The organism is Micromonospora globbae (assembly GCF_003610785.1).
In the GTDB taxonomy this organism is placed as follows: Bacteria; Actinomycetota; Actinomycetes; order Mycobacteriales; family Micromonosporaceae; genus Micromonospora; species Micromonospora globbae.
Map to the genome: position 1 here is coordinate 179,690 of NZ_RAQQ01000014.1, position 20,006 is coordinate 199,695.

19 protein-coding genes are annotated in these 20,006 nt (G+C 74.2%); 8 read left to right on the top strand and 11 right to left on the bottom strand.

Annotated elements, in window-relative coordinates; genetic code table 11:
• Positions 1-52: 52 nt before the first annotated feature.
• The 8 genes from D7I43_RS20190 to D7I43_RS20225 form a co-directional block, all read right to left on the bottom strand.
• Positions 53-1,438, bottom strand: coding sequence for a phosphomannomutase/phosphoglucomutase (locus D7I43_RS20190; protein ID WP_120330094.1), 1,386 nt, complete (start codon positions 1,436-1,438; stop codon positions 53-55).
• 68 nt (positions 1,439-1,506) lie between these two features.
• Positions 1,507-2,637 (bottom strand): hypothetical protein, encoded by a 1,131-nt coding sequence (locus D7I43_RS20195; RefSeq protein WP_420870223.1) that lies wholly within the window; start codon positions 2,635-2,637, stop codon positions 1,507-1,509.
• A 215-nt stretch (positions 2,638-2,852) separates the two neighbouring features.
• Entirely contained in the window at positions 2,853-3,503 is a 651-nt protein-coding gene (nfi, locus tag D7I43_RS20200) for a deoxyribonuclease V (RefSeq protein ID WP_204985237.1), read from the bottom strand.
• A 58-nt stretch (positions 3,504-3,561) separates the two neighbouring features.
• Positions 3,562-4,161, bottom strand: coding sequence for a DinB family protein (locus D7I43_RS20205; protein ID WP_204985238.1), 600 nt, complete (start codon positions 4,159-4,161; stop codon positions 3,562-3,564).
• A gap of 40 nt (positions 4,162-4,201) precedes the next feature.
• Positions 4,202-4,651 carry a hypothetical protein gene (locus tag D7I43_RS20210; RefSeq protein WP_120330096.1) on the bottom strand — a complete coding sequence of 150 codons (450 nt, stop codon included), beginning with the start codon at positions 4,649-4,651 and terminating at the stop codon, positions 4,202-4,204.
• The gene (locus D7I43_RS20215) at positions 4,651-8,871 is read right to left on the bottom strand and encodes a toxin glutamine deamidase domain-containing protein (RefSeq protein ID WP_120330097.1); all 4,221 of its coding nucleotides are present in this window, start codon (positions 8,869-8,871) and stop codon (positions 4,651-4,653) included. The genes D7I43_RS20210 and D7I43_RS20215 overlap by 1 nt, the downstream gene beginning before the upstream one ends.
• Before the next feature lie 15 nt (positions 8,872-8,886).
• Complete coding sequence (locus tag D7I43_RS20220) at positions 8,887-9,387, bottom strand: hypothetical protein (protein ID WP_240033054.1); 501 nt, start codon at positions 9,385-9,387, stop codon at positions 8,887-8,889.
• Complete coding sequence (locus tag D7I43_RS20225; protein ID WP_120330098.1) at positions 9,384-9,797, bottom strand: YbaB/EbfC family nucleoid-associated protein; 414 nt, start codon at positions 9,795-9,797, stop codon at positions 9,384-9,386. The genes D7I43_RS20220 and D7I43_RS20225 overlap by 4 nt, the downstream gene beginning before the upstream one ends.
• A 78-nt stretch (positions 9,798-9,875) precedes the next feature.
• Between D7I43_RS20225 and D7I43_RS20230 the strand changes: the two genes are divergently transcribed.
• The gene (locus D7I43_RS20230) at positions 9,876-11,108 is read left to right on the top strand and encodes an SUKH-3 domain-containing protein (protein WP_120330099.1); all 1,233 of its coding nucleotides are present in this window, start codon (positions 9,876-9,878) and stop codon (positions 11,106-11,108) included.
• A 39-nt stretch (positions 11,109-11,147) separates the two neighbouring features.
• On the opposite strand, the gene D7I43_RS20235 is transcribed toward D7I43_RS20230, so the two are convergent.
• Positions 11,148-12,587 (bottom strand): aldehyde dehydrogenase family protein, encoded by a 1,440-nt coding sequence (locus tag D7I43_RS20235; RefSeq protein ID WP_120330100.1) that lies wholly within the window; start codon positions 12,585-12,587, stop codon positions 11,148-11,150.
• 142 nt (positions 12,588-12,729) lie between these two features.
• On the opposite strand from D7I43_RS20235, the gene D7I43_RS20240 reads away from it, so the two are divergent.
• Together D7I43_RS20240 and gabT are read left to right on the top strand one after the other, a co-directional pair.
• Positions 12,730-14,166, top strand: a complete 1,437-nt coding sequence (locus D7I43_RS20240; protein ID WP_120330101.1) for a gamma-aminobutyraldehyde dehydrogenase — start codon at positions 12,730-12,732, stop codon at positions 14,164-14,166.
• Positions 14,167-14,169: 3 nt separating this feature from the next.
• Entirely contained in the window at positions 14,170-15,441 is a 1,272-nt protein-coding gene (gabT, locus tag D7I43_RS20245) for a 4-aminobutyrate--2-oxoglutarate transaminase (RefSeq protein WP_120330102.1), read from the top strand.
• Between the two features lie 50 nt (positions 15,442-15,491).
• Here gabT and D7I43_RS20250 read toward each other — a convergent pair whose 3' ends face one another.
• A complete protein-coding gene (locus tag D7I43_RS20250) occupies positions 15,492-15,812 on the bottom strand; it encodes a YciI family protein (protein WP_240033055.1) in 321 nt (106 codons plus the stop codon).
• A gap of 101 nt (positions 15,813-15,913) precedes the next feature.
• Here D7I43_RS20250 and D7I43_RS20255 point away from each other — a divergent pair, with 101 nt between their 5' ends.
• Genes D7I43_RS20255 through D7I43_RS33700 form a run of 4 tightly spaced genes read left to right on the top strand, consistent with a single transcriptional unit; the run spans position 15,914 to position 18,217 of the window.
• Positions 15,914-16,327, top strand: a complete 414-nt coding sequence (locus D7I43_RS20255) for a GntR family transcriptional regulator (RefSeq protein ID WP_120330103.1) — start codon at positions 15,914-15,916, stop codon at positions 16,325-16,327.
• A gap of 14 nt (positions 16,328-16,341) precedes the next feature.
• Positions 16,342-17,229: an ABC transporter ATP-binding protein gene (locus D7I43_RS20260; RefSeq protein ID WP_120330104.1), complete on the top strand. Its 888-nt coding sequence runs from the start codon at positions 16,342-16,344 to the stop codon at positions 17,227-17,229.
• The gene (locus D7I43_RS33695; RefSeq protein ID WP_240033056.1) at positions 17,226-17,615 is read left to right on the top strand and encodes a hypothetical protein; all 390 of its coding nucleotides are present in this window, start codon (positions 17,226-17,228) and stop codon (positions 17,613-17,615) included. The genes D7I43_RS20260 and D7I43_RS33695 overlap by 4 nt, the downstream gene beginning before the upstream one ends.
• A 2-nt stretch (positions 17,616-17,617) precedes the next feature.
• Positions 17,618-18,217, top strand: a complete 600-nt coding sequence (locus D7I43_RS33700) for a hypothetical protein (RefSeq protein WP_240033057.1) — start codon at positions 17,618-17,620, stop codon at positions 18,215-18,217.
• Positions 18,218-18,347: 130 nt separating this feature from the next.
• Here D7I43_RS33700 and D7I43_RS20270 read toward each other — a convergent pair whose 3' ends face one another.
• Positions 18,348-19,037, bottom strand: coding sequence for an RlpA-like double-psi beta-barrel domain-containing protein (locus D7I43_RS20270; protein WP_120330105.1), 690 nt, complete (start codon positions 19,035-19,037; stop codon positions 18,348-18,350).
• A 140-nt stretch (positions 19,038-19,177) separates the two neighbouring features.
• Here D7I43_RS20270 and D7I43_RS20275 point away from each other — a divergent pair, with 140 nt between their 5' ends.
• Complete coding sequence (locus D7I43_RS20275; protein ID WP_120330106.1) at positions 19,178-19,909, top strand: SDR family oxidoreductase; 732 nt, start codon at positions 19,178-19,180, stop codon at positions 19,907-19,909.
• Positions 19,910-20,006 lie beyond the last annotated feature (97 nt).

A 20,006-nucleotide genomic window follows, 5' to 3' on the forward strand; every position in this document is an offset into this window, starting at 1 on the left:
CCTTCCACGTGTGCGGCTTCACCCCCGGCGGTGCCGAGCGGCGCAGGCGATCTTATCGGCGAACCCGGTCGAGCACCTCGTCACGGAGTGCGGTCATCCGCGCGCGGGTGGGCGCCTCGACGTTCAGCCGCAGCAACGGCTCGGTGTTCGAGGCGCGCAGGTTGAACCACGCCCCGTCGGGGAAGCGCAGGGTCAGCCCGTCCAGCTCGTCGGCCTCCGCGTCCGGGTACGCGGCGCGCACCTCGCGCATCGTCGCGGCCTGGTCGGCCACCGTCGAGTTGATCTCACCAGAGGCGACGTACCGCTCGTACTCGCCGGCGAGCACCGACAGGGGCTGCGACTGCTCACCCAGCGCGGCCAGGGTGTGCATGGCCGCCAGCATCCCCGTGTCGGCGAACCAGAAGTCCCGGAAGTAGTAGTGCGCCGAGTGCTCGCCGCCGAAGACGGCGTTGGTGCGGGCCATCTCGGCCTTGATGAAGGAATGCCCCACGCGGGCCACCACGGGCTCCCCGCCGTGCTCGCGGATGATCTCCGGCACCGCGCGGGAGGTGATGAGGCCGTGGATCACCGTGGAACCCGGGTGCTTGGCCAGCTCGCGGGCCGCGACCATCGCGGTGATCGCCGACGGCGAGACGGGCTCGCCCCGCTCGTCCACCACGAAGCAGCGGTCGGCGTCGCCGTCGAAGGCGAGCCCGATCTCCGCGCCGTGCTCGACCACGGCCCGCTGGAGGTCGACCAGGTTCGCCGGGTCGAGCGGGTTGGCCTCGTGGTTGGGGAAACTTCCGTCGAGTTCGAAGTAGAGCGGAACGATCTCCAGCGGCAGGGCCGGCAGCACGGCGTCCCCGAGCACGCTCGGCACGGTGTGGCCCGCCATGCCGTTGCCCGCGTCGACCACCACGCGCAGCGGGCGGATGTGCGTGAGGTCGACGAGCTTGCGCAGGTGCGCCGCGTACTCCGGCAGCAGGTTCCGGCGCTCGGCCGGACGGGTCGGCTCGCCGGCCGGGCGCGGCTCGTCCTTGTCCAGCAGCGCCTGCGCCCGGTCGCGGATCTCGGCGAGCCCGCTGTCCTGACCGATCGGACGGGCGCCGGCGCGGCACATCTTGATGCCGTTGTAACGGGCCGGGTTGTGGCTCGCGGTGAACATCGCGCCGGGCAGGTCCAGCGAACCGGACGCGAAGTAGAGCATGTCGGTCGAGGCCAGACCGATCTCGACGACCGACCGCCCCTCGGCCCGTACGCCGGCGGCGAACGCGGCGGCCAGGCCCGGCGAGGTGGCCCGCATGTCGTGCCCGACGACGACGGACTCGCCGGGTTCGTCGGTGGCGTTCAGCAGCTGGCAGAACGCGGCCCCGAGGGCCTCGGCAGCCCGCTCGTCCCACTGGTCAGGCACCGTCCCGCGGACGTCGTACGCCTTCACGATCTGGGACAGATCAGACACCGGTTCTCTCCTTGGCCGCAGGTCGTCACGCCCCCTGAGCGTATCGGAGGGGTTCGCCCGCGCCCCGCTCAGCCGGGGAGCCGGGGCATGAACACGGTGTGGTCCGGGCCCTCCCCCGCCGGCGCCCCCGGGGTTCCCGCTGCCGGCGGCGTCGCCGGTGTCACCGGGGTCCGCGGCGCGGGCGCCGCCGGCGCCCCGGACGCGGGTGCCACCGGAGCCCCGGACGTGGGTGCCACCGGAGCCCCGGACGTGGGCGTCGGGGCGGGCCCGCCGGCGGGGCGGGTGCCGTACACGGCGCCGCCCGTGAGCCGCGGTGCCGGTGTGCCGTAGACACCGCCCGCGGCCGGCGGCTGCCCGTACACCGGGCCGGGCCGGGCCGGCGCCGCCAGCGGCCCTCCACCCGACCGGTACGTGGTGCCGCCGGGGTTGCCGACGGGCGGCGGGACGACGCCGCCGGTCGGCTCCTTGTCCTCGCGGGAGCGGCGGAACAGCAGCACGATCAGCAGCGCCCCGATGGCGACCAGGCCGAGACCGACGAACATGATCGGGGACATACCGGAGGACTCCTTGGTGTTGGTGGTGCTCGGCCCACCGGTCGGTGCGGCCAGCGCCGCCGGGGTGGCCGCGTCGTCGACGACCGCCTCGGACGGGCTCAGGGTCGGCGACGGCGTCTTCGAGGGGGTCGGCGAGGCCGACGCGCGGGAACCCAGCACCCGCGCGGACACGGTGTCCCGGCCCAGGCTTCCGCCGGCCGCGTTGCTGGCCTCACCGGTCACGCTGAGCCGGCCACCCGGCGTCCCGGCCGCGAAGGCGACCCGGTAGCGCACCGTGATGCCCTTGCCCTTGCAGAGCTTCGGTTTCGCGGGGGCGGTCTGCGTGGTGGTCACCGTGCCGCTGCCACCGGCCGGCACCGGGAACCAGCGTCCACCGTAGTTGACCTGGACGCTGACCTGGCGGGCGTCGAGCCCCTCCAGGCGGAACCCCAGTGCCGTACGCAGCAGCACGCAGCCGTCGCTGCGCCTGCGCACCTCGACGTTGACCGTCTGGGCGGACCCGCCGGCCCGGAAGCTGTCCGCCGACCGCACCCGCACCGAATCGTCGTCGGCCAGCGCGGGGGAGCCGCCGAGGAGCACGAGCCCACCCAGCACCGCGCAGACCGTCGCGAGCCGGGCCGCGTGCCGACCTACCGACATGTTCACCTCGCCGTTCCTCCCCGGTGGCGTCCGCGCGTCAGGCTACTACCGCCCCACCTGGCCCACCGGTCATAGAGCGCCCCGCATGTGTGCCGCATTACCCCTGGTTCCACCCCGCGACGGCCGGTCGCCGGCCGGTCCGGGGAGCCCGGCACCGGCCCCGTCCACGGCGTGCGGGCGGCCGGCCGGCGGCCGCGTCCTGACCCGGCGGGCGGCCCGGTCTACCGTCGCGTGGCGGTCGCGAGGGCGTCCCGGCAGGGCCGGTCGGCGGTCCGGGTCGTCTCCGGCAGCCGGTGACGCGGAGTGAGGGCGAGCACCTGGGCGACGGCGTTGTCGAGGCTCACCCGGTGCCCGACGCTCACGAAGACGGGCTTCACGCCGCTGCGGGTACGCAGCACCCGACCCACCACCTCGTCGCCGTCGCGCAGGGGCGACCAGGCACCCCGCTCGGCCTGCGGCGGTGTCCACACGCCCACCAGCGGCGTCTTTCCCACCCCGATCGACGGCAGGTCGGTGACCACGCCGAGATGACAGGCGAGCCCGAACCGGCGCGGGTGGGCGAGCCCGTGCCCGTCGCAGACCAGCAGCTCGGGACGGGTGGCCAGCCGGTCCAGCGCGGCGAGCAGCGCGGGCAGCTCCCGGAAGGCGAACAGCCCCGGAACGTACGCGAAGGCGGGCCGGCCGACGCTGACGGCCCGGTCGACCACCTCCAGCGTCCGGGTGTCGAGGACGGTGACGGCGGCCGCGAGCAGGTCACCGCTCTCGGCGTACGCCACGTCCAGCCCGGCCACCGTGGCGGGCGCGGACGGACCGGGGCCGACGAGGTCGACCCGCGACCGCAACTCCTCCTGCACCGCGACGGCCTCGGCCACACTGGACGGCGTCGCGGCCGGATCCGGCCCGCGTGACCCGCTCGGCGTCGTCACGCCGCTACTGGCCGACCCGGCCGTCGATCAGCTCGCGGAGCAGGTCCGCGTGGCCGTTGTGCCGCGCGTACTCCTCGATCATGTGCACGAGCAGTTCGCGCAGCGAGATGGTCTCGCCGTCGCGCATGCGCCCCCGGGTCGCCAGGTCCGGCGTACGGTCGACCAGCCGCTCGGCGAACTCGATCTCCGCCCGCCAGTTGCGCCACGCCTCCGCGACCACGTCCGGGTCGGCGATGGCGTCGTTGAAGTCGGCGTCCCGGTCGTCGTCCGTGCGGTAGATCGGCGGTACGTCCTCGCCGGCCATCACCCGCCGGAACCAGCCCCGCTCCACCTCGGCCATGTGCCGGACCAGGCCGAGCAGCGACAGCGTGGACGGCGGCACGGCGCGCCGGGCCAGCTGCTCGGCGTCCAGGTCGGCGCACTTGAGTTGCAGGGTGAGCCGCTGGTCGCGGAGGTACTCGACGAGCACCGTCCGCTCGTCCTCGAAGCCGCCCTCCGACCGCGGGTCCTCGTCGGGGTGGACGAACATGTTCGACCAGGCGAAGCCGGAGGATCTCCCCTGCTCGGCGGGCCCGGCTCCGTCCGCGGCGGGCGAGTCACTCATACCGCGACCCTCGTGCACGCCGATGGGCGCCGCAAGCGGTTTACGCCTCCTGGTCCGGCGCCGCCAGTGAGGGGTCCGCTCCAGGGTCACCGGCCCGCTGCAACTCCTCCTCGAACATCACGAAGGTCCGGCGGCAGATTCCTCGGACCAGAGCGGCTTCCTCGACCGTGAGGACACGACCCTCGTCTTCCGCCACCGCCTGAATCGCCCTGACCGTCTCGTAGAGGGCGAAGACGGCGCCGTCACCGGACAGATAGCGCGAGCGGTACAACTCCACGTCCTGCACGAACTGGTCGACAGTTCGACTGAAGACGTCACCACCCACGGCGAACACGATCTCGTCGAAGAGATCGTTCTCCTCCACCCAGCCGCCGGTCTCCATGGACACCCGCCAGACCCGGGCACCGCCCTCCGGGGTCGCGACGATCTTCACGGGTGAGGCGTAGTAGAGGTGAAACGAAGGTAGGACCAGTCCGGCCGTTTCCGGCATCAGCGCTTCTCCTCGTACGTCGCCATCAGTGCGCGCCAGAACAGTTCCTGCGCTCGGCGTAGGAGACCGTCGGCGATGGCTCGTTCCTCCGGTGTCAGGGCTCGACGGTCGGCTCGGGCGATGGATTCTAGGTCACGACGCACTTCGAACAATGCGTGCTCCCAGGCGGCCACCTCGTCGAGGCGTGCCAGGTGCAGCCGAAGTTCCGCCAGGTGTCCGTTGGACATCCTCAGAATCAGTTGCACGTCGCGGTAGCCGCTCTGTTGAGGTGCCACGAACCTGTCCTCGAACCGGACCACGGCGACGTCCGGTCTCTCCCTCAGCCGGGACAGCGCCGCATACAACTGGTCGAGGGTCTGGAACTCCACCTTGGCCGCAGCGAGATCGATCAGTCTCGAGGCGTCGCCACGGTACTTGGTGACCTTGTCCTCGGCCCGGCGTCGATCCTTCGGCCGTGTCCGCCAGCCTGGCTGGCCCACCCGCTCCCCGCCCTCGTGCGCCAGCGAGATCGCCAGTTCGTTCAGCTCCTCCTGAGCTACCGCGGCCTTGGCGTACAGGGCATCGAGGTACTGCTCGCGATAGGCCGCGTCATGTCGTCTGCGTTGGTCGAATCCGGGTTGGGCCGCGAGGCCGTAGTCCCGGGCCAGGCTGGAGCTGACCCGTCGTTGCTCGTCGGTCAGCGGGGTCGGCTGGGGCACTGGTGGGTTCTCGCCGGCCACCGCCGCCGGGCCACGCGCCGCGATGTCGTCGAGTACGTCGCCGAGCACGTCGATGGCCTGCTGATGGCTGGCGAGGTGACGCATCGTCAGGGGTCGGGCGGTCAACGAGTGGAGCAGTTCCGGTGTCGCCCGCAGCATGCGGACGAGGTCGGGCCGCTCGACCAGGTCGCGGACCAGGGCCTCGGCGAGCAGCGGCTCGCCGTGCGGCGGGTGCCGCCACGCGCCGTCCAGCATGGCCCGCACCCGCGGTTCGGCGAAGAGCGTGACCAGTTCCCGCGCGGCGGCGTCGTCGAGGTGCGGCGCGAGTCGCCGCACCGTGGGCACGTCGAGCGCGGCGACCAGGTCGGGCGGGGGTACCCCGGCGCGGAGAGCGCTGTCGAGGTCCGGCGCGCCCGCGAGGACGTCGGCGACCGGCTCGGGAGCGTGGGCCGCCGAGCCGGGCCCCGCGAGGACGTGGATCCGGTTGAGGTACGGGTGGCCGTACCCCTCGTCGGTGGTCGCCGGCGGGTGGTCGGGCAGGTCCGGCAGGGCGCTGAACCGGCCCCGGCGCAGCCCCGCCACGGGCAGGGGGCGGGCATCCGGGCCGAGCACCAGGACGTCGAGGTCGACCGCGTTGTAGCGGTACGGCGCGCCGCGGTGCCGGTAGAGCGGCCGGGTGTCGATCCGCCCGGTCTGCGGGTCGAGGTAGAGCACCGTGCCGTCCTGGTTGAGGGCGACCGAGATGTGCGAGCCTCCGCCCTCCCAGGTGTTGATGACGAACGCGTAGCTGCCGTGCCCGCCGAGCAGCAGTTGGTCGTGCAGGGTGCGGTACCCGTGGTCGACGGCGTCCCGCCGCTGCGCCGGCCCGGAGTCGGTGTCCGGCTCGCAGAGCCGCTGGAACCGGCCGCCGGTCACGTCCTCGACGCGCCGGGGGCCGTTCAGCTCGCCGTGCAGCGGCCGGTTGACGTCTCCCGCCGCGTACGCGTCGAAGGTGCGCGGCGCGGACACCCGCGGCCGCCCGTGGGCCCAGGTGTCGAACAGCGACAGGGCACAGTCGACGCAGTTCAGCCCGCGCGTCGGGTCGGCGGCCGGCCCGCCGTCGTTCACGAGCCGGAACCAGTCGCCCCGGCGCGGATCCGGAGTACGGATGACGCGGCCGGCCGGGTCGCGCGGCACCCGCCGCTCGACGTCGGTCTGGTGCAGCGCCAGCGGCGGACGCAGCCCGCCGGGCCGCCCGTACCTGCGGGACCGGTCGATCGGCGGGGGTCGGTCGTCACCCGTGAGCGCCGAGCGGTCCGTCGTCTCGACCGCACCGGGTGCGAGGTCGCCGACGTCGTCGTTGATCCGCCGGAAGTCCCGCTCGCCGACCTCCACCACCGGCGGGGCGGTGGTGCCGGCCAGCACGGCCTCCGTGACGTCCGACTGCTGCTGGCACCAGCGTTCCCGGGCGTACGCCTCCTGGAAGTGCCGCTCGGCGTCGGCGCGCCGGCCGGCTTCGGCGAGCATCCGCCCCTGGCCGATCAGCCACCGCGCCTCGTCGTACGTCCGTTCGGCGGCCAGCCGCAGCTCGGCGGCGCGGTCCTGACGGCGGTTCTCCTCGTGGGTCCGCCGCTGGTGCGCGAAGTGGCCCCGGTAGCGGCGCCGCTCGAAGGCGTCCCGGTCGGCCGCCCAGGTGGCGGCGTACCACTCGGGGGTCCTCGGCCGCAGCACCTGGCCGCCCACGCCAGCGTGGGTGGGCGCCGGCGGACCCGGCGGGGCGGGCGGCGGCACTACCGGCGGGCTGCCCGACGCGGACGGTGGAACCGGGGGCGGGGAGACCTGCGGCGGTGGGACGGGCGCGAGTGGTGACGGTGGAGCCGGCGGCGGCACGACGGGCGGGTGGACCGGCGCGGATGTCGGGACAGCAGCCGGCCCGGGTGTCGGGGCGGCAACCGGCCCCGGTGTCGGGACCGCGGCCGGGGCGGTGGTCGAGCCGGTCGCCGGGTGCGGCGGAGCCGTGTCCACCCCGACCGCCGCGGGAGGTGCGGCGACTGGAGCGCCGCCGAGCAGCGGTGTGGACGGCAGACCGCCAGCCATCGACGACGTCGCCTCGGCCGCGGCCGGCCCGGCTGTCGCCGGTACCATCCCGCTCAGCGCGGGACTGCCGGTGTCCCCGGCCGACACCGGCGCCGTGGCGCTGTCGACCGGCGAGCGGGTGCCGGGCGCAACGGCCGCCGTGGGCCGCTCATCGACGGCGTGCGGTGCGCCGGCCCCCAGCGGCGCGACCTCCCGCGGCGCGAGCCCTTCCACCGGCCCGACAGCCGCCATCGAAGCGGCGGCCTCGCGCGGTGCGCCGGACCGTTGCGCGACGGCCGGTGACTCCACCCCGCCGTCGGGGCGGGGTGCCGGCAGGGACGATGCCGCCTCCGCCCCGGGCTCCGGGCGAGCCGGGGACGGCGGCGCGACCTCGGGCGCGGACGGTCGGCCCGCGAGCCCCGCGTCCAGGAAAGCGCCCGGCGCGGCCAGTGCGGCCAACCGGCCGTCGAGCCGGGCCCGGAGCGCCGCGTCGACCTGGGTGGTCACCGCGCCCGTGCCGCCCGAGACGGCGGCCCGGGCGGCGTCCGCCACGGAGGTCGGCCCCTGGCCGGTCGCCAGGCCGGCGGCGTTCTCGGCGACCACCTCGCCGGCCATCTCCCGGGTGACGTGCTCGACGGCGCGCGCCCCGCGCCCGGTCGCGTGCCGGCCCAGCCCGGCCAGCGGCGCGGCGGCGCCGCCGGCCAGCCCGCCGACCGCCGACGTGCCGAGGTCGGTGAGGTCGAGGCCGTCCCGGCGGCCGGTCGAGTTCTGGTACGCCTGGGTCGCGAGGCTGATTCCGGCCTCCTCCCCCGCCTCGACGAGCCCGCCGTACGCCGCGCGCCGGCCCAGACCGCGTACGCCCCGCTCGGCGACCTCGCGGGCCGCGCGCTCGCCGGCCTCCCGGAGCCCGTGCCGCAGCGACTTGCGGGCGAGCTGGGCGGTGAGCCGGGCGAAGATCTGCCGTACGACGACCCGGCTCGCGGCGATCGCCGCGCCGGCGGCCGGGGAGGCGGCCCCGGCGGTGAGGACGGCCGCGACCGCCAGGGACAGCAGCTCGATGACGAGGATGCCCAGCTCGATCCAGACCTCGAGTTTCGCGGCCTCGATGTCGCAGCCGCACTCCTCGACCATCCGCCCCAGGTCGGTGCCGACGGCGAGCAGGACGGGCAGGGGCGCGTCGTCACCCTCGGCGACCCGCCGCCACGCTGCCCCGAACGCCTCGGCGACCGCGCCGACCTCCCCGTATCCCGCGCGCACCTCCGCGGCGGCGGCGGTCGCCTCGGCCCGGGGGCCGGCGAGCGCGGCGGCCACCGCGTACCACTGGTCGGCGAGGTCCCAGACGGCACGCTCGTCGCCGTCCGGCCACTCGACGCCCACCACCCAGTCGAGCGCCTCGCGGATCCAGCCGGGCACGTCCCACGGCGCGTAGTCCAGCGGGTGGGGCACCGGGCTCGGCAACAGGCTCATGCGGGCCTCCGCCGGTCAGCGCGGGCCGGCGGCCGGGTCCGATCGCGGGGCGCCGAACCCGGTGAGGCCCGCGTCGGCCCGGGCCGGTCGCACGGCGCCGGACCCCGTGAGGCCCGCGTCGGCCCGGTCCGGTCGCACGGCGCCGGGGCCGGCGACGCCCGCGACCGCCGTTCCCGGGTGACCGGCCGCGATGCTCCCGAGGCGACCCGCGGCGGCGACGTCCGTCGCGACGGTGCCGTCCACCGAGTGCACCACGTCGGCGCCGAGCCGGGTGAGGTGGCGGCCCACGCCCTCCCACGCCCGCAGCACGATCTCCTCGCAGCCGCGGTAGGCGCGCTCGAAGGCCGCCCCGACGTCGTCCCGTCCCCAGGGCTGCCGGCCGCTCGCCGTGGCGATGGCGCCGCCGACCTCGGCGCGCCGGGCGCTCACGGCCTCGCCGGCCGCCCGGAGGTCGTCGCCGCCGCGCCGGGCGCGGCTCGGATCAAGCCAGAGCCGCCCGCCGGCCGGACCGGTCACCGCCCGCCGCCCAGGACCGCGTCCGCGCGGCCGAGCAGCGCGTCGAAGTCGCCGGTACGCAGGAACTCCGTCGACCCGGCGCCGGCCGGGAGGTAGCCGGCGACCAGTTCCTGGGTGGCGGCGACCGCGCCGGTGGTGGCCCGTTGGATGGTGTCGGTGATCGTACGGCTCAACGCCGCCGCGTCCCGCTGCTGGTAGACCGCGGGGCTCAGCTCCACGGCGATCAGCTCGCCGCGTGCGCCGACGACGGCGGTCACCCGCCCGTCGGCCGAGCGCTCGGTCACCCGCAGCTCCGCGAGACGGCCACGCAGTTCGTCCAGACCGGACCGGAACCGCTGGTACCGCCCGTACACCTCGTCGAACCTGGCCCGCAGCGCATCGTTCGCCGTCCGGTCCGCACTCTCCGCCACGCCGCCTCCCCGTCACCGTGTGTAGGGCGAACCATACCCGGCGCGACGGATTCCGTGGGGTCCGGTATTTTCCGTGGGGTGATCGACCGCCATCAGGCCGAGCAACTCGCCGCCGTCTGGGCGCGGCGCGACTCGCAGCGTCTGGGCTACGAGTGCACGGCGAGCGTGGACGAGTTCGACCTGGGGTACGTCATCTCGTCCACTGTGTCCCCCCAGGCGCGCACGCTTCCCGGCGACCTGCCCACGACGGTGGTCGACAAGGAGACGGGTGAGGTGACCACCTGGCCGCGCGTCCCGCCGGAGGTGGTCGAGGAGCTGTACCGGCGCAACCGACCGACGGGCCCGGTGGCCCCGCGCACGGTGGATCCGGCGAGCCAGCTCCTCCGGGTGATCCGGCGGTTGCCCACGCCGAACACCGCCGCGCACCTGAACGTCGACGGTCGGCTGTTCCGCGCGCAGGGCGCCAAGGGTGACGTGGAGCTGCGGCACCACCCGCTGGTGCAGCGCCACCTGGACGAGCTGCCGCCGGGTCACCTGGTCCGCGGCGGCGAACGGCACGCCGAGCTGATCGTCCTCTCCGACGTGCTGCACGAGTACGACCACCGCCGCGCCGCCGAGGGCATCGCGCCGATGAGCATGGGCGACGCCGAGGCGTTGCTGGGTACGGCCCGCTTCGAGGTGTTCCGCGTCCGCGAGCCCGGCGACCCGTACGGCGGGCCGGCCGAGCGCCCCTGCGACTCGTGCCTGAACGTCCTCGTGCACTTCAACGTGCTTCCCTGGTCGGCGCTCGCGTTCACCAGCGAGTGGCGTCCGGGGCACGAGATGCCGCACCACCCGGGCCGTTTCCCGGACGAGGTGGCGGACGCCCTCATGGACGGTGGCTGGGAGGACGGCGGGTTCAACTCGGCGCTCGCGGCCGGGGCGATCCGGGAGACCTGCGAGGTGGCCGGCCGGCAGCACCGCCACGCCCCGTTCCCCGCGGCGGTGCGCGCGCTCACCGCGTTCCCGGCGATCCTCAGTCGGCGGCGCGGGCCCGGCGAGGAGGTGTGGATCAGCCGGTTCACCACGAACCCGCTGCGCGGCGCGCACAGCGCCGACACCCTCGCCGACTTCGCGTCGGTGCTGGGGGTCGCGCTCTTCCCGTTCGGTTCCGAGCACGGCGACAGCATCTTCGCCGTGGACGAGCAGGGCCGCGTGTTCGCGCTGGACCAGGCCGGCGAGTGGTTCCTCGGCGCGGACGTCGACGCCGCCCTCACCACCCTGCTGCTGGGCCGGGCGCCGGCCCGGGTACGCGACGACGGCACCTGGTGACCCACGCCGCACCCCGCGGCACGTGTCGAGCGGACCCCTCTACAGCTGCACCCCGGTGAGGACGAGCACGCGCGGCTCGGTGTAGTCCTCCATGGCGCTGCGCAGCCCCTCGCGCCCGACGCCGCTGCCCTTGACGCCGCCGTACGGCATCTGGTCGGCCCGGTAGGACGGCACGTCCCCGACGATGACGCCGCCCACGTCGAGCACCCGGGCGGCCCGGAACGCGGTGCGGACGTCGTGGGTGAAGACGCCCGCCTGCAACCCGTACGCCGAGTCGTTGACGGCCGCGAAGGCGGACTCGTCGTCCTGCACGCGGGCGACCACGAGGACCGGCCCGAACACCTCCTCGGCGGTCACCTTCGCGTCGGCGGGCACCCCGGAGAGCACGGTGGGCGGATAGGTCGCGCCCTCGCGCCGGCCGCCGACCTCGATGGTCGCGCCCGCCGCCACCGCCTCGTCGACCCACGCCTCGACGCGCTCGGCGGCGTCGACGGAGATGAGCGGCCCGACGTCGGTCCGCTCGTCGGCCGGGTCGCCGGTCCGCAGTTCCTGCACGGCGGCGACGAGTCGGGGCAGGAAGCCGTCGTAGAGCCATTCGTGCACGTAGACCCGCTGGACGGCGATGCACGACTGACCGGCCTGGTAGTTGGAGAACGTGGCGATCCGCTGGGCGGCGAACGTCAGGTCCTCGTCGGCCGCCCAGTCGGCACAGATGACGGCCGCCGCGTTGCCGCCCAGTTCGAGGGTCACGTGTTTCTCGGGCGCCGCGCGGCGGATGGCCGCGCCGACCGGGCCGGAGCCGGTGAACGACACCACCGGCAGCCGCGGGTCGGCGACCAGGTCGGCGGCGCGCTCGTTGGGCAGCGGCAGCACGGAGAAGATACCCGTCGGCAGGTCCGTCTCGGCCAGCAGCTCACCCAGGAGCAGCGCGGACAGCGGGGTGGCCGGGGCCGGCTTGACGACGATCGGCGCGCCGACGGCGATCGCCGGGGCCACCTTGTGGGCGACCAGGTTGAGCGGGAAGTTGAACGGCGTGATGCCGAGCACCGGTCCGCGGGGCACCCGGCGTACCAGGGCGATCCGCCCGGTGGCGGCCGGATCGGTGTCGAGGCGTTGCAGTTCGCCGGAGAAGCGCCGGGCCTCCTCGGCGGCCCAGCGAAAGGTGGAGACGGCCCGCCCCACCTCGGCCCGCGCCCACTTCAGCGGCTTGCCGTTCTCGGCCGTGATGAGCCGGGCGACCTCGTCGGCCCGTTCGGCGAGCCGCCGGGAGACATGGTCGAGAGCGGCCGCGCGGACGTGCGCGGGCAGGGCCGCGGCCTCCGCGGCCACCCCGGCCGCGGCGGCGACGGCGGCGTCGACCTGGTCGGGCGTGGCCACGGTGGTACGCCCCACGGGGCGGCCGTCGTACGGGTGGTGGACGGTCAGCTCGCCCTCGCCGTGGGCGGGACGACCGGCGACGTAGAAGGCTCTCGGCTCCACGTCCGCAGCGTAGACGACGTGGTTGGCTCACGGAAACAGTCGCCCAAGGGCTTGTAAGCCGCGAATTCAGTAGCCAAGATGGCAGTCAGATTGCGATAACCTCCGCTGACCTCATCCCCCGGCCACCCCTCGGAGACTTTCCATGAGTGACCAGCAGCAGCTGCGCAACTTCGTCAACGGCGAGTACGTCGACCCGGTGGACGGCGGGTACGCCGACCTGATCGACCCGTGCACCGGCGAGGTCTTCGCGCAGGCGCCGGTCTCCGGCGCCGCCGACGTGGACGCGGCCATGAAGGCCGCCGCCGACGCCTTCGAGACCTGGCGGGACGCGACGCCGGCCGAGCGGCAGCGGGCGCTGCTCAAGCTCGCCGACGCGGTGGAGGCGAGGGCCGCCGAACTGGTCGACGTGGAGGTGCGCAACACCGGCAAGCCGCGCCAGCTCACCGCCGAGGAGGAGCTGCCGCCCTGCGTCGACGAGTTCCGTTTCTTCGCGGGCGCGGCACGGCTGCTGGAGGGCCGGTCCGCCGGCGAGTACCTGGCCGGGCACACCTCGTACGTGCGGCGGGAGCCGATCGGCGTCTGCGCCCAGGTGACGCCCTGGAACTACCCGCTCATGATGGCGGTCTGGAAGATCGCCCCCGCGCTCGCGGCCGGCAACACGGTGGTCCTGAAGCCGTCGGACACCACGCCGGCCTCCACGCTGCTGCTCGCCGAGATCGCCGCCGAGTTCCTGCCGCCGGGCGTGTTCAACGTGGTCTGCGGCGACCGGGACACCGGCCGCACCCTCGTCTCCCACCCCGTTCCGCAGCTCGTCTCGATCACCGGCTCGACGCGGGCCGGCATGGAGGTCGCCGCGGCGGCGGCGCCGGACCTCAAACGCACCCACCTGGAGCTGGGCGGCAAGGCCCCGGTGGTGATCTTCGACGACGCGGACGTCGCGGCGGCGGCCGAGGCGGTCGCGCTCGGCGGGTACTTCAACGCGGGGCAGGACTGCACGGCGGCGACCCGGGTGCTCGCCGGCCCCGGCATCCACGACGACTTCGTGGCGGCCCTCGCCGAGCAGGCGCGCAACACGAAGACCGGCGCGCCGGACGACGAGGACGTGCTCTACGGCCCGCTGAACAACGCCAACCAGCTCGCCCGGGTCAGCGGCTTCGTGGACCGGCTCCCGGACCACGCGAGCGTCGAGACCGGCGGTTCCCGGCAGGGCGAGCGCGGCTACTTCTACGCGCCCACGGTCGTCTCGGGCGTACGGCAGGCCGACGAGATCATCCAGCAGGAGGTCTTCGGCCCCGTCATCACCGTGCAGCGCTTCAGCGACGAGGACGAGGCGGTGCGCTGGGCCAACGGCGTCGAGTACGGCCTGTCCGCCTCGGTCTGGACGAAGGACCACGGCCGCGCGATGCGCATGACCCGCCGGCTCGACTTCGGCTGCGTCTGGGTGAACACGCACATCCCGTTCGTCTCCGAGATGCCGCACGGCGGCTTCAAGCACTCCGGGCACGGCAAGGACCTCTCGGTCTACAGCCTGGAGGACTACACCCGGATCAAGCACGTCATGCACAACATCGAGGGCTGAGCCATGGCATCGTCCGACGAGCTGCACAAGCGACGCCAGGCGGCGGTCGCCCGCGGCGTGGGCAGCACCGTCACGTCCTACGTGGACCGGGCGGCCGGCGGCACGATCACCGACGTCGAGGGACGGGAGTGGATCGACTTCGCGGCCGGCATCGCGGTCAGCAACGTCGGCAACGCCGCCCCGCGCGTCGTGGCCGCGGTGCGGGAGCAGGTCGAACGCTTCACCCACACCTGTTTCATGGTCGCGCCGTACGAGTCGTACGTGGCGGTCTGCGAGCAGCTCAACGCCCTGACGCCGGGCGGGTTCGAGAAGCGCTCGGCGCTGTTCAACTCCGGCGCCGAGGCGGTGGAGAACGCCGTCAAGATCGCCCGGCACGCCACCGGCCGGCCGGCCGTGGTCGTGTTCGACCACGCGTACCACGGCCGGACGAACCTGACCATGGCGCTGACGGCGAAGAACATGCCGTACAAGCACCGCTTCGGGCCGTTCGCCGGGGAGGTCTACCGGGTGCCCATGTCGTACCCGCTGCGCGACGGCGGCCTGGACGGCGCCACGGCTGCGGCGCGCGCCATCGAGACGGTCGAGAAGCAGGTCGGCGCGGAGAACGTGGCCGCGCTGCTGATCGAGCCGATCCAGGGCGAGGGCGGCTTCGTCGTGCCGGCGCCCGGGTTCCTGCCGGCGCTGCGCGAGTGGGCGACCGCCACGGGCGTCGTCTTCGTGGCCGACGAGATCCAGACCGGGTTCTGCCGGACCGGGGACTGGTTCGCCTGTGAGCACGAGGGGGTCGAGCCGGATCTGGTGACGCTCGCCAAGGGCATCGCCGGCGGGTTGCCACTGGCCGCCGTGACCGGGCGGGCCGAGCTGATGGACGCCGTGCACGTGGGCGGCCTCGGCGGCACGTACGGCGGCAACCCGGTCGCCTGCGCCGCCGCGCTGGCCAGTATCGAGACGATGCGGGAGCTGGACCTCGCGGCCGCGGCCCGGCGGATCGGGTCGGTGATGACGTCCCGGCTGCGGGCGATCGCCGAGCGGGATCCGCGCGTCGCCGAGGTGCGCGGCCGGGGCGCGATGCTCGCCGTGGAGATCGTCCGGCCGGGCACCCTCACCCCGGATCCGACCGCCACGGCCGCGGTGTCGGCCGCCTGCCACGCGGCCGGACTGCTCACGCTCACCTGCGGCACGTACGGCAACGTGCTGCGCTTCCTCCCCCCGCTCGTCATCTCCGACGACGAGCTGGCCCGCGGCCTGGACATCCTCGACGCCGCGTTCGCCTGACCTCCGAGCAGGGCCCCTTCCCGACGCCGCCGGCAGAGGGAGGGGCCCTCTCAGGTGGTCCGACCGAGCAGGTCCGCGAGCGCCGGGTGGACCCGCCCGGGCTCGATCGTCGTGACCGTGTACGTCGCGACGCCGGCCACGACGAACGGATCCTCCGCGACGATCCGCTGGACCGTCTCCCGGTCGACGGCGTGGGCCAGGATGGCGCCGCCCTCCGTCGAGGGCACCGTCTGCCCGGAGACCAGGAACGTCCCCTGCTGGTGATGGCGCTCCAGGAAGCGCACGTGACCGGCCACGTACGGCTGCGCGTCCCGCTCCGACCCGGTGTACCGCAGGAGCAGCAGGTGCAGCATCCGAACCCCCTCGATCATCCCGGCGAGCGGCACATCATGACACCACGCGCGTACGGGTGCCCACGCCACCCCTTCCTGTCCTATAGTCCTACTGTCATAGGACAACAGAGAGGGCTCAGGTGATCGAGTTCGTACTGGACGCCCGGTCCAAGGTGAACACCTACGTGCAGTTGATCCAGCAGGTGAAACAGGCCCTGCGGGTGGGTCTGCTGGCGCCCGGCGACCAACTGCCGAAGGTCCGCGACGTGGCGCAGTCGCTGGCCATCAACCCCAACACCGTGCTGAAGGCGTACCGGGAGCTGGAGATCGAAGGGCTCGTGGAGGGCCGCCCGGGCGTCGGCACCTTCGTCCGCCGCACCCTCGGCGGCCCACCCCTGGCCGACCAGGCAGACCTCCGCGACGACCTGGTCGCCTGGCTCCGCCGTGCCCGCACCGCCGGCCTCACCCCCGAGGACGTCATCGCCCTGGTCGAGACGACCCTGCGGGCCACACTCGCCGCCGACGCGGCCCGGACCGAACACGCCTCGGCCTGAGGAGAGGACAGCTGATGGACATCGCTCTGGAGGCCGTGCAGCTCGGCAAACGGTACGGACGACGGTGGGCGCTGCAGGGCTGCTCGTTCCGCCTGCCCGCCGGGGGGATCGTCGGCCTCGTCGGTCCCAACGGCGCCGGCAAGAGCACCCTCCTGCACCTGGCCGTCGGCCTGCTCCGGCCGGACGCGGGCGACGTGCGCGTCTTCGGCCGCTCGCCGTACGACGACCCGGCCGTCCTGCCCGACATCGGCTTCGTCGCGCAGGACACGCCGCTCTACCGCGACTTCACCGCCGCGGAACTCGTCCAGCTCGGCGGCCGGATGAACGCGCGCTGGGACGCGGCTCTGGCCCGCGAACGGCTCGGGCAGCTCGGCATACCTCCGAAGCTGCCGGTCGGCAAGCTGTCCGGCGGCCAGCGCGCCCAGGTCGCGCTCGCCCTGGCCCTGGCCAAGCGGCCCCGCCTTCTGCTGCTGGACGAGCCGGTCGCCAGCCTCGACCCGCTCGCGCGTCGCGAGTTCCTCCAGTCGCTGATGGGCAGCGTCACCGACTCCGGCACGACCGTGCTGCTCTCCTCGCACCTGATCGCCGACCTGGAGCGCGCCTGCGACCACCTGCTCGTCCTGCGCGCCTCCCGCGTCCGGCTCGCCGGAGCGGTCGACGACCTCGTCGCCACCCACCGGCAGCTGGTGGGCCCCCGGCACGACGGCGAACCGATCGCCGGTGTGGGTGCCGTCGTGCGCGCCCGGCACACCGAACGCCAGTCCACCCTGCTGGCCCGCGTCGACGGCGTCGTCGACCCGGACTGGACGGTCCACGACGTGACGCTCGAGGACGTGATCCTGGCCTACCTCGGCGACGGCGAGACCGACACCACCCGCACCGACTGGGAGGTCCCCGCATGATGTGGCTCACCTGGCGCCAACACCGCCGGCAGGTGCTGGTCACGGGCGCCGCGCTGCTCGTGCTCGCCGCCCTCATGGTCCCCACCGGCCTGATGACGCGCAACGCGTACGCCGACAAGGGGCTGGCCGAGTGCGTCGGCGTCTTGACCAGCGCCCAGTCCACTCCCGACCGCGCGGAGGCGTGCAACCGGGCCCTGCACCAGTTCTCCGACCAGTTCGGTTCCCTGAGCATGCTGGGCGTGCTGTTCCTCGTCCTGCCGCTGGTCGTCGGGCTGTTCTGGGCGCTCCGCTGGTCGCCCGCGAGGTCGAGCAGGGCACCCACCGGTTCGCCTGGACGCAGGGCGTCAGCCGTCGGCGGTGGGCGTTGGTCAAGTTCGGGTTCGTAGCCGTGGTCACCACCGTCGTCGCCGTCGTCTACGGGCTCGGCATGTCCTGGTGGGCCGCTCCGCTGACCCAGGCCGCCGAGCAGAGCCGGTTCGACGTCTTCTTCTTCGACATGCAGGGTGCCGTCCCGATCGGCTACACCCTGTTCGCGGTCGCGCTGGGTGTCTGCGCCGGCGTGTTCTGGCCGCGCATGATGTCGGCGATGGCAGTCACCCTCGGCGGATTCGTCGGCCTGCGGATCGTGCTGACCGTCCTGGCCCGGCCGCACTACCTTCCGCAGGAGACCCGGACCTTCCCCATCGCGGGCGCGACCGCGGACCTGAGCGCCTCGTTCGGCGACTGGATCGTGGAGAAGGGCATCCGCGACGCCAGCGGCACGATGGTGCTGTCCGGCGCCCAGGCGAACTGCCCGCCGGATGCCAGCGAACCGGGCGGCGCGACGTGCCGGCCGCTGGTCGAGTTCGGCGACGGCGCCTACAACTGGCAGCTCTACCAACCGGCCGACCGGTTCTGGCTGTTCCAGGCCATCGAGACCGGCATCTTCGTCGCGCTGGCGGCACTGCTTCTCTACCTCGCCGCACGCCGGATCCGCCGGGTGGCCTGACACCGCCCGCCGGATCCGGCGTGCGGCCCTGACACCGCCCGCCGGATCCGCCGGGGCCCCTGACACCACGGGACCGGTGGCGGTCGCCCGCGCACGACCGCCACCGGCCGCCGGTCAGCCAGGCCGCCGGTCAGCCGAGCAGCTCGACCACGTTGTTGCGCACCACGTTCCTGCCGGGCTCGCGGATCGCGTCCATGGCGGCCGCGTTGAGCAGCACGCAGCTCCCCGACGGGCCGGTCACCGTCACGGTGACCGTCCGGTCGTTGTCGAGGTTCGTCACCCGCAACCGGGTGCCCACCGGGAACTGCCCGCTCGTGGCGGCCGGCGCGCCGCCCTCGGCCGAGAACGTGACCGGCCCGCCGCACACGCGCCGCGCGGCGCCACCGCCCGGGGCGTCACCCTCGGGACGCGCCGCGCCGGGACGGGCGCTGCCGGGCCGCGTCTCGCCCGGGCCCGGCTGGGCGGCCCCGCCGTCGAGCCGTTCCACCAGGTTGCGGCGGATGACGTTCCGTCCGGGTTCGCGTACCTGGTCCATGGCCGCCGCGTTCAACAGCACGCAACTGCCCGACGGGCCGGTCACGGTCACCGTGACCGCTCTGCCGTTGTCGAGGTTCGTCACCCGTAGGCGGGTGCCGACCGGGAACCGGTCGCTGGTCGCCGCCGGCGCGTCGCCCTCGGCCGAGAACGTGACCGAGCCGGAGCAGACGGACGCGCGTTCCGGGGCGGTGTCCGCGAATCCGAGTCCGGTGCCCACCGCGACGACCGCCGCGGCGGCCACCGCCACCGTCGCCGCCAGCACGTGCCTGCGCTGCACCCTCACCTGTGTCTCCCGTCGTCCGCTGGTCTCGTACGACGCCTGGTACGGACGAACGCGTGCCCCGGGTTCACCGCCACCGGAACCGTTGACCTCAAGTCCGGTTGAGGTCCTACCGTCGTCGGCAGGAGGAAGGGAGCGTACGCATGCGGTATCTGGTCACCGGCGCGACGGGCAAGGCGGGACGACACGTGGTCCGGGAACTGCTCGCCCGGGGCGCCTCGGTACGGGTCCTGACCAGGGATCCCGAGCGGGCCGCCGGGCTGCCGGCCGGTGTCGAGGTGGCGGTCGGCGACCTGACCGCGCCGGCCACCCTGGAGGACGCCCTCGACGGGATCACGGGCCTTCACCTGCTCACCACCGGGGGCGACGACTACGCCACGCTCCGCACCGGACCCGAGATCGTGGAGCTGGCCGAGAAGGCGGGTGTCCGGCGGGTGTCCGTGCTGTGGAACGGGCAGTCGGGCCCGGTGGAGGAGGCGGTGACGGCGAGCGGTCTGGAGTGGACGATCCTCCAGCCCGTCGACTTCATGGGCAACACCCTCGGCTGGGCCACGCCGATCCGCGAGGCGGGTGAGGTGCGCGAGCCCTTCGGCGACGTCCCCAACGCGGTGGTCGACGAGGCCGACGTCGGCGCCGTGGCGGCGGAGGCGCTCACCGGCGACGGGCACGCCGGCATGGTCTACGCCGTCACCGGCCCGGAGGCGCTCACCCCACGGCAACGGCTCGCCGCGGTCGCCGCCGCACTCGGCCGGGACCTGCGGTTCGTGGAGCTGACCGAGGCGCAGGCCCGCGAGGGCTGGCGGCAGGCCGGGCTCGGCGAGGAGCTGGTCGACCTGCTCGCGTCCTGTCGCTCCAATGTCAAGGCATCAGCATGAGGCGACCGTCGAAGTAGCGAGGTATGCCAGCGGCCGAGCTTGCCTGCGGGATAGCCATTCCTCGGAGCCACCATGTAGGGGCGGCTTCGGTAGACTG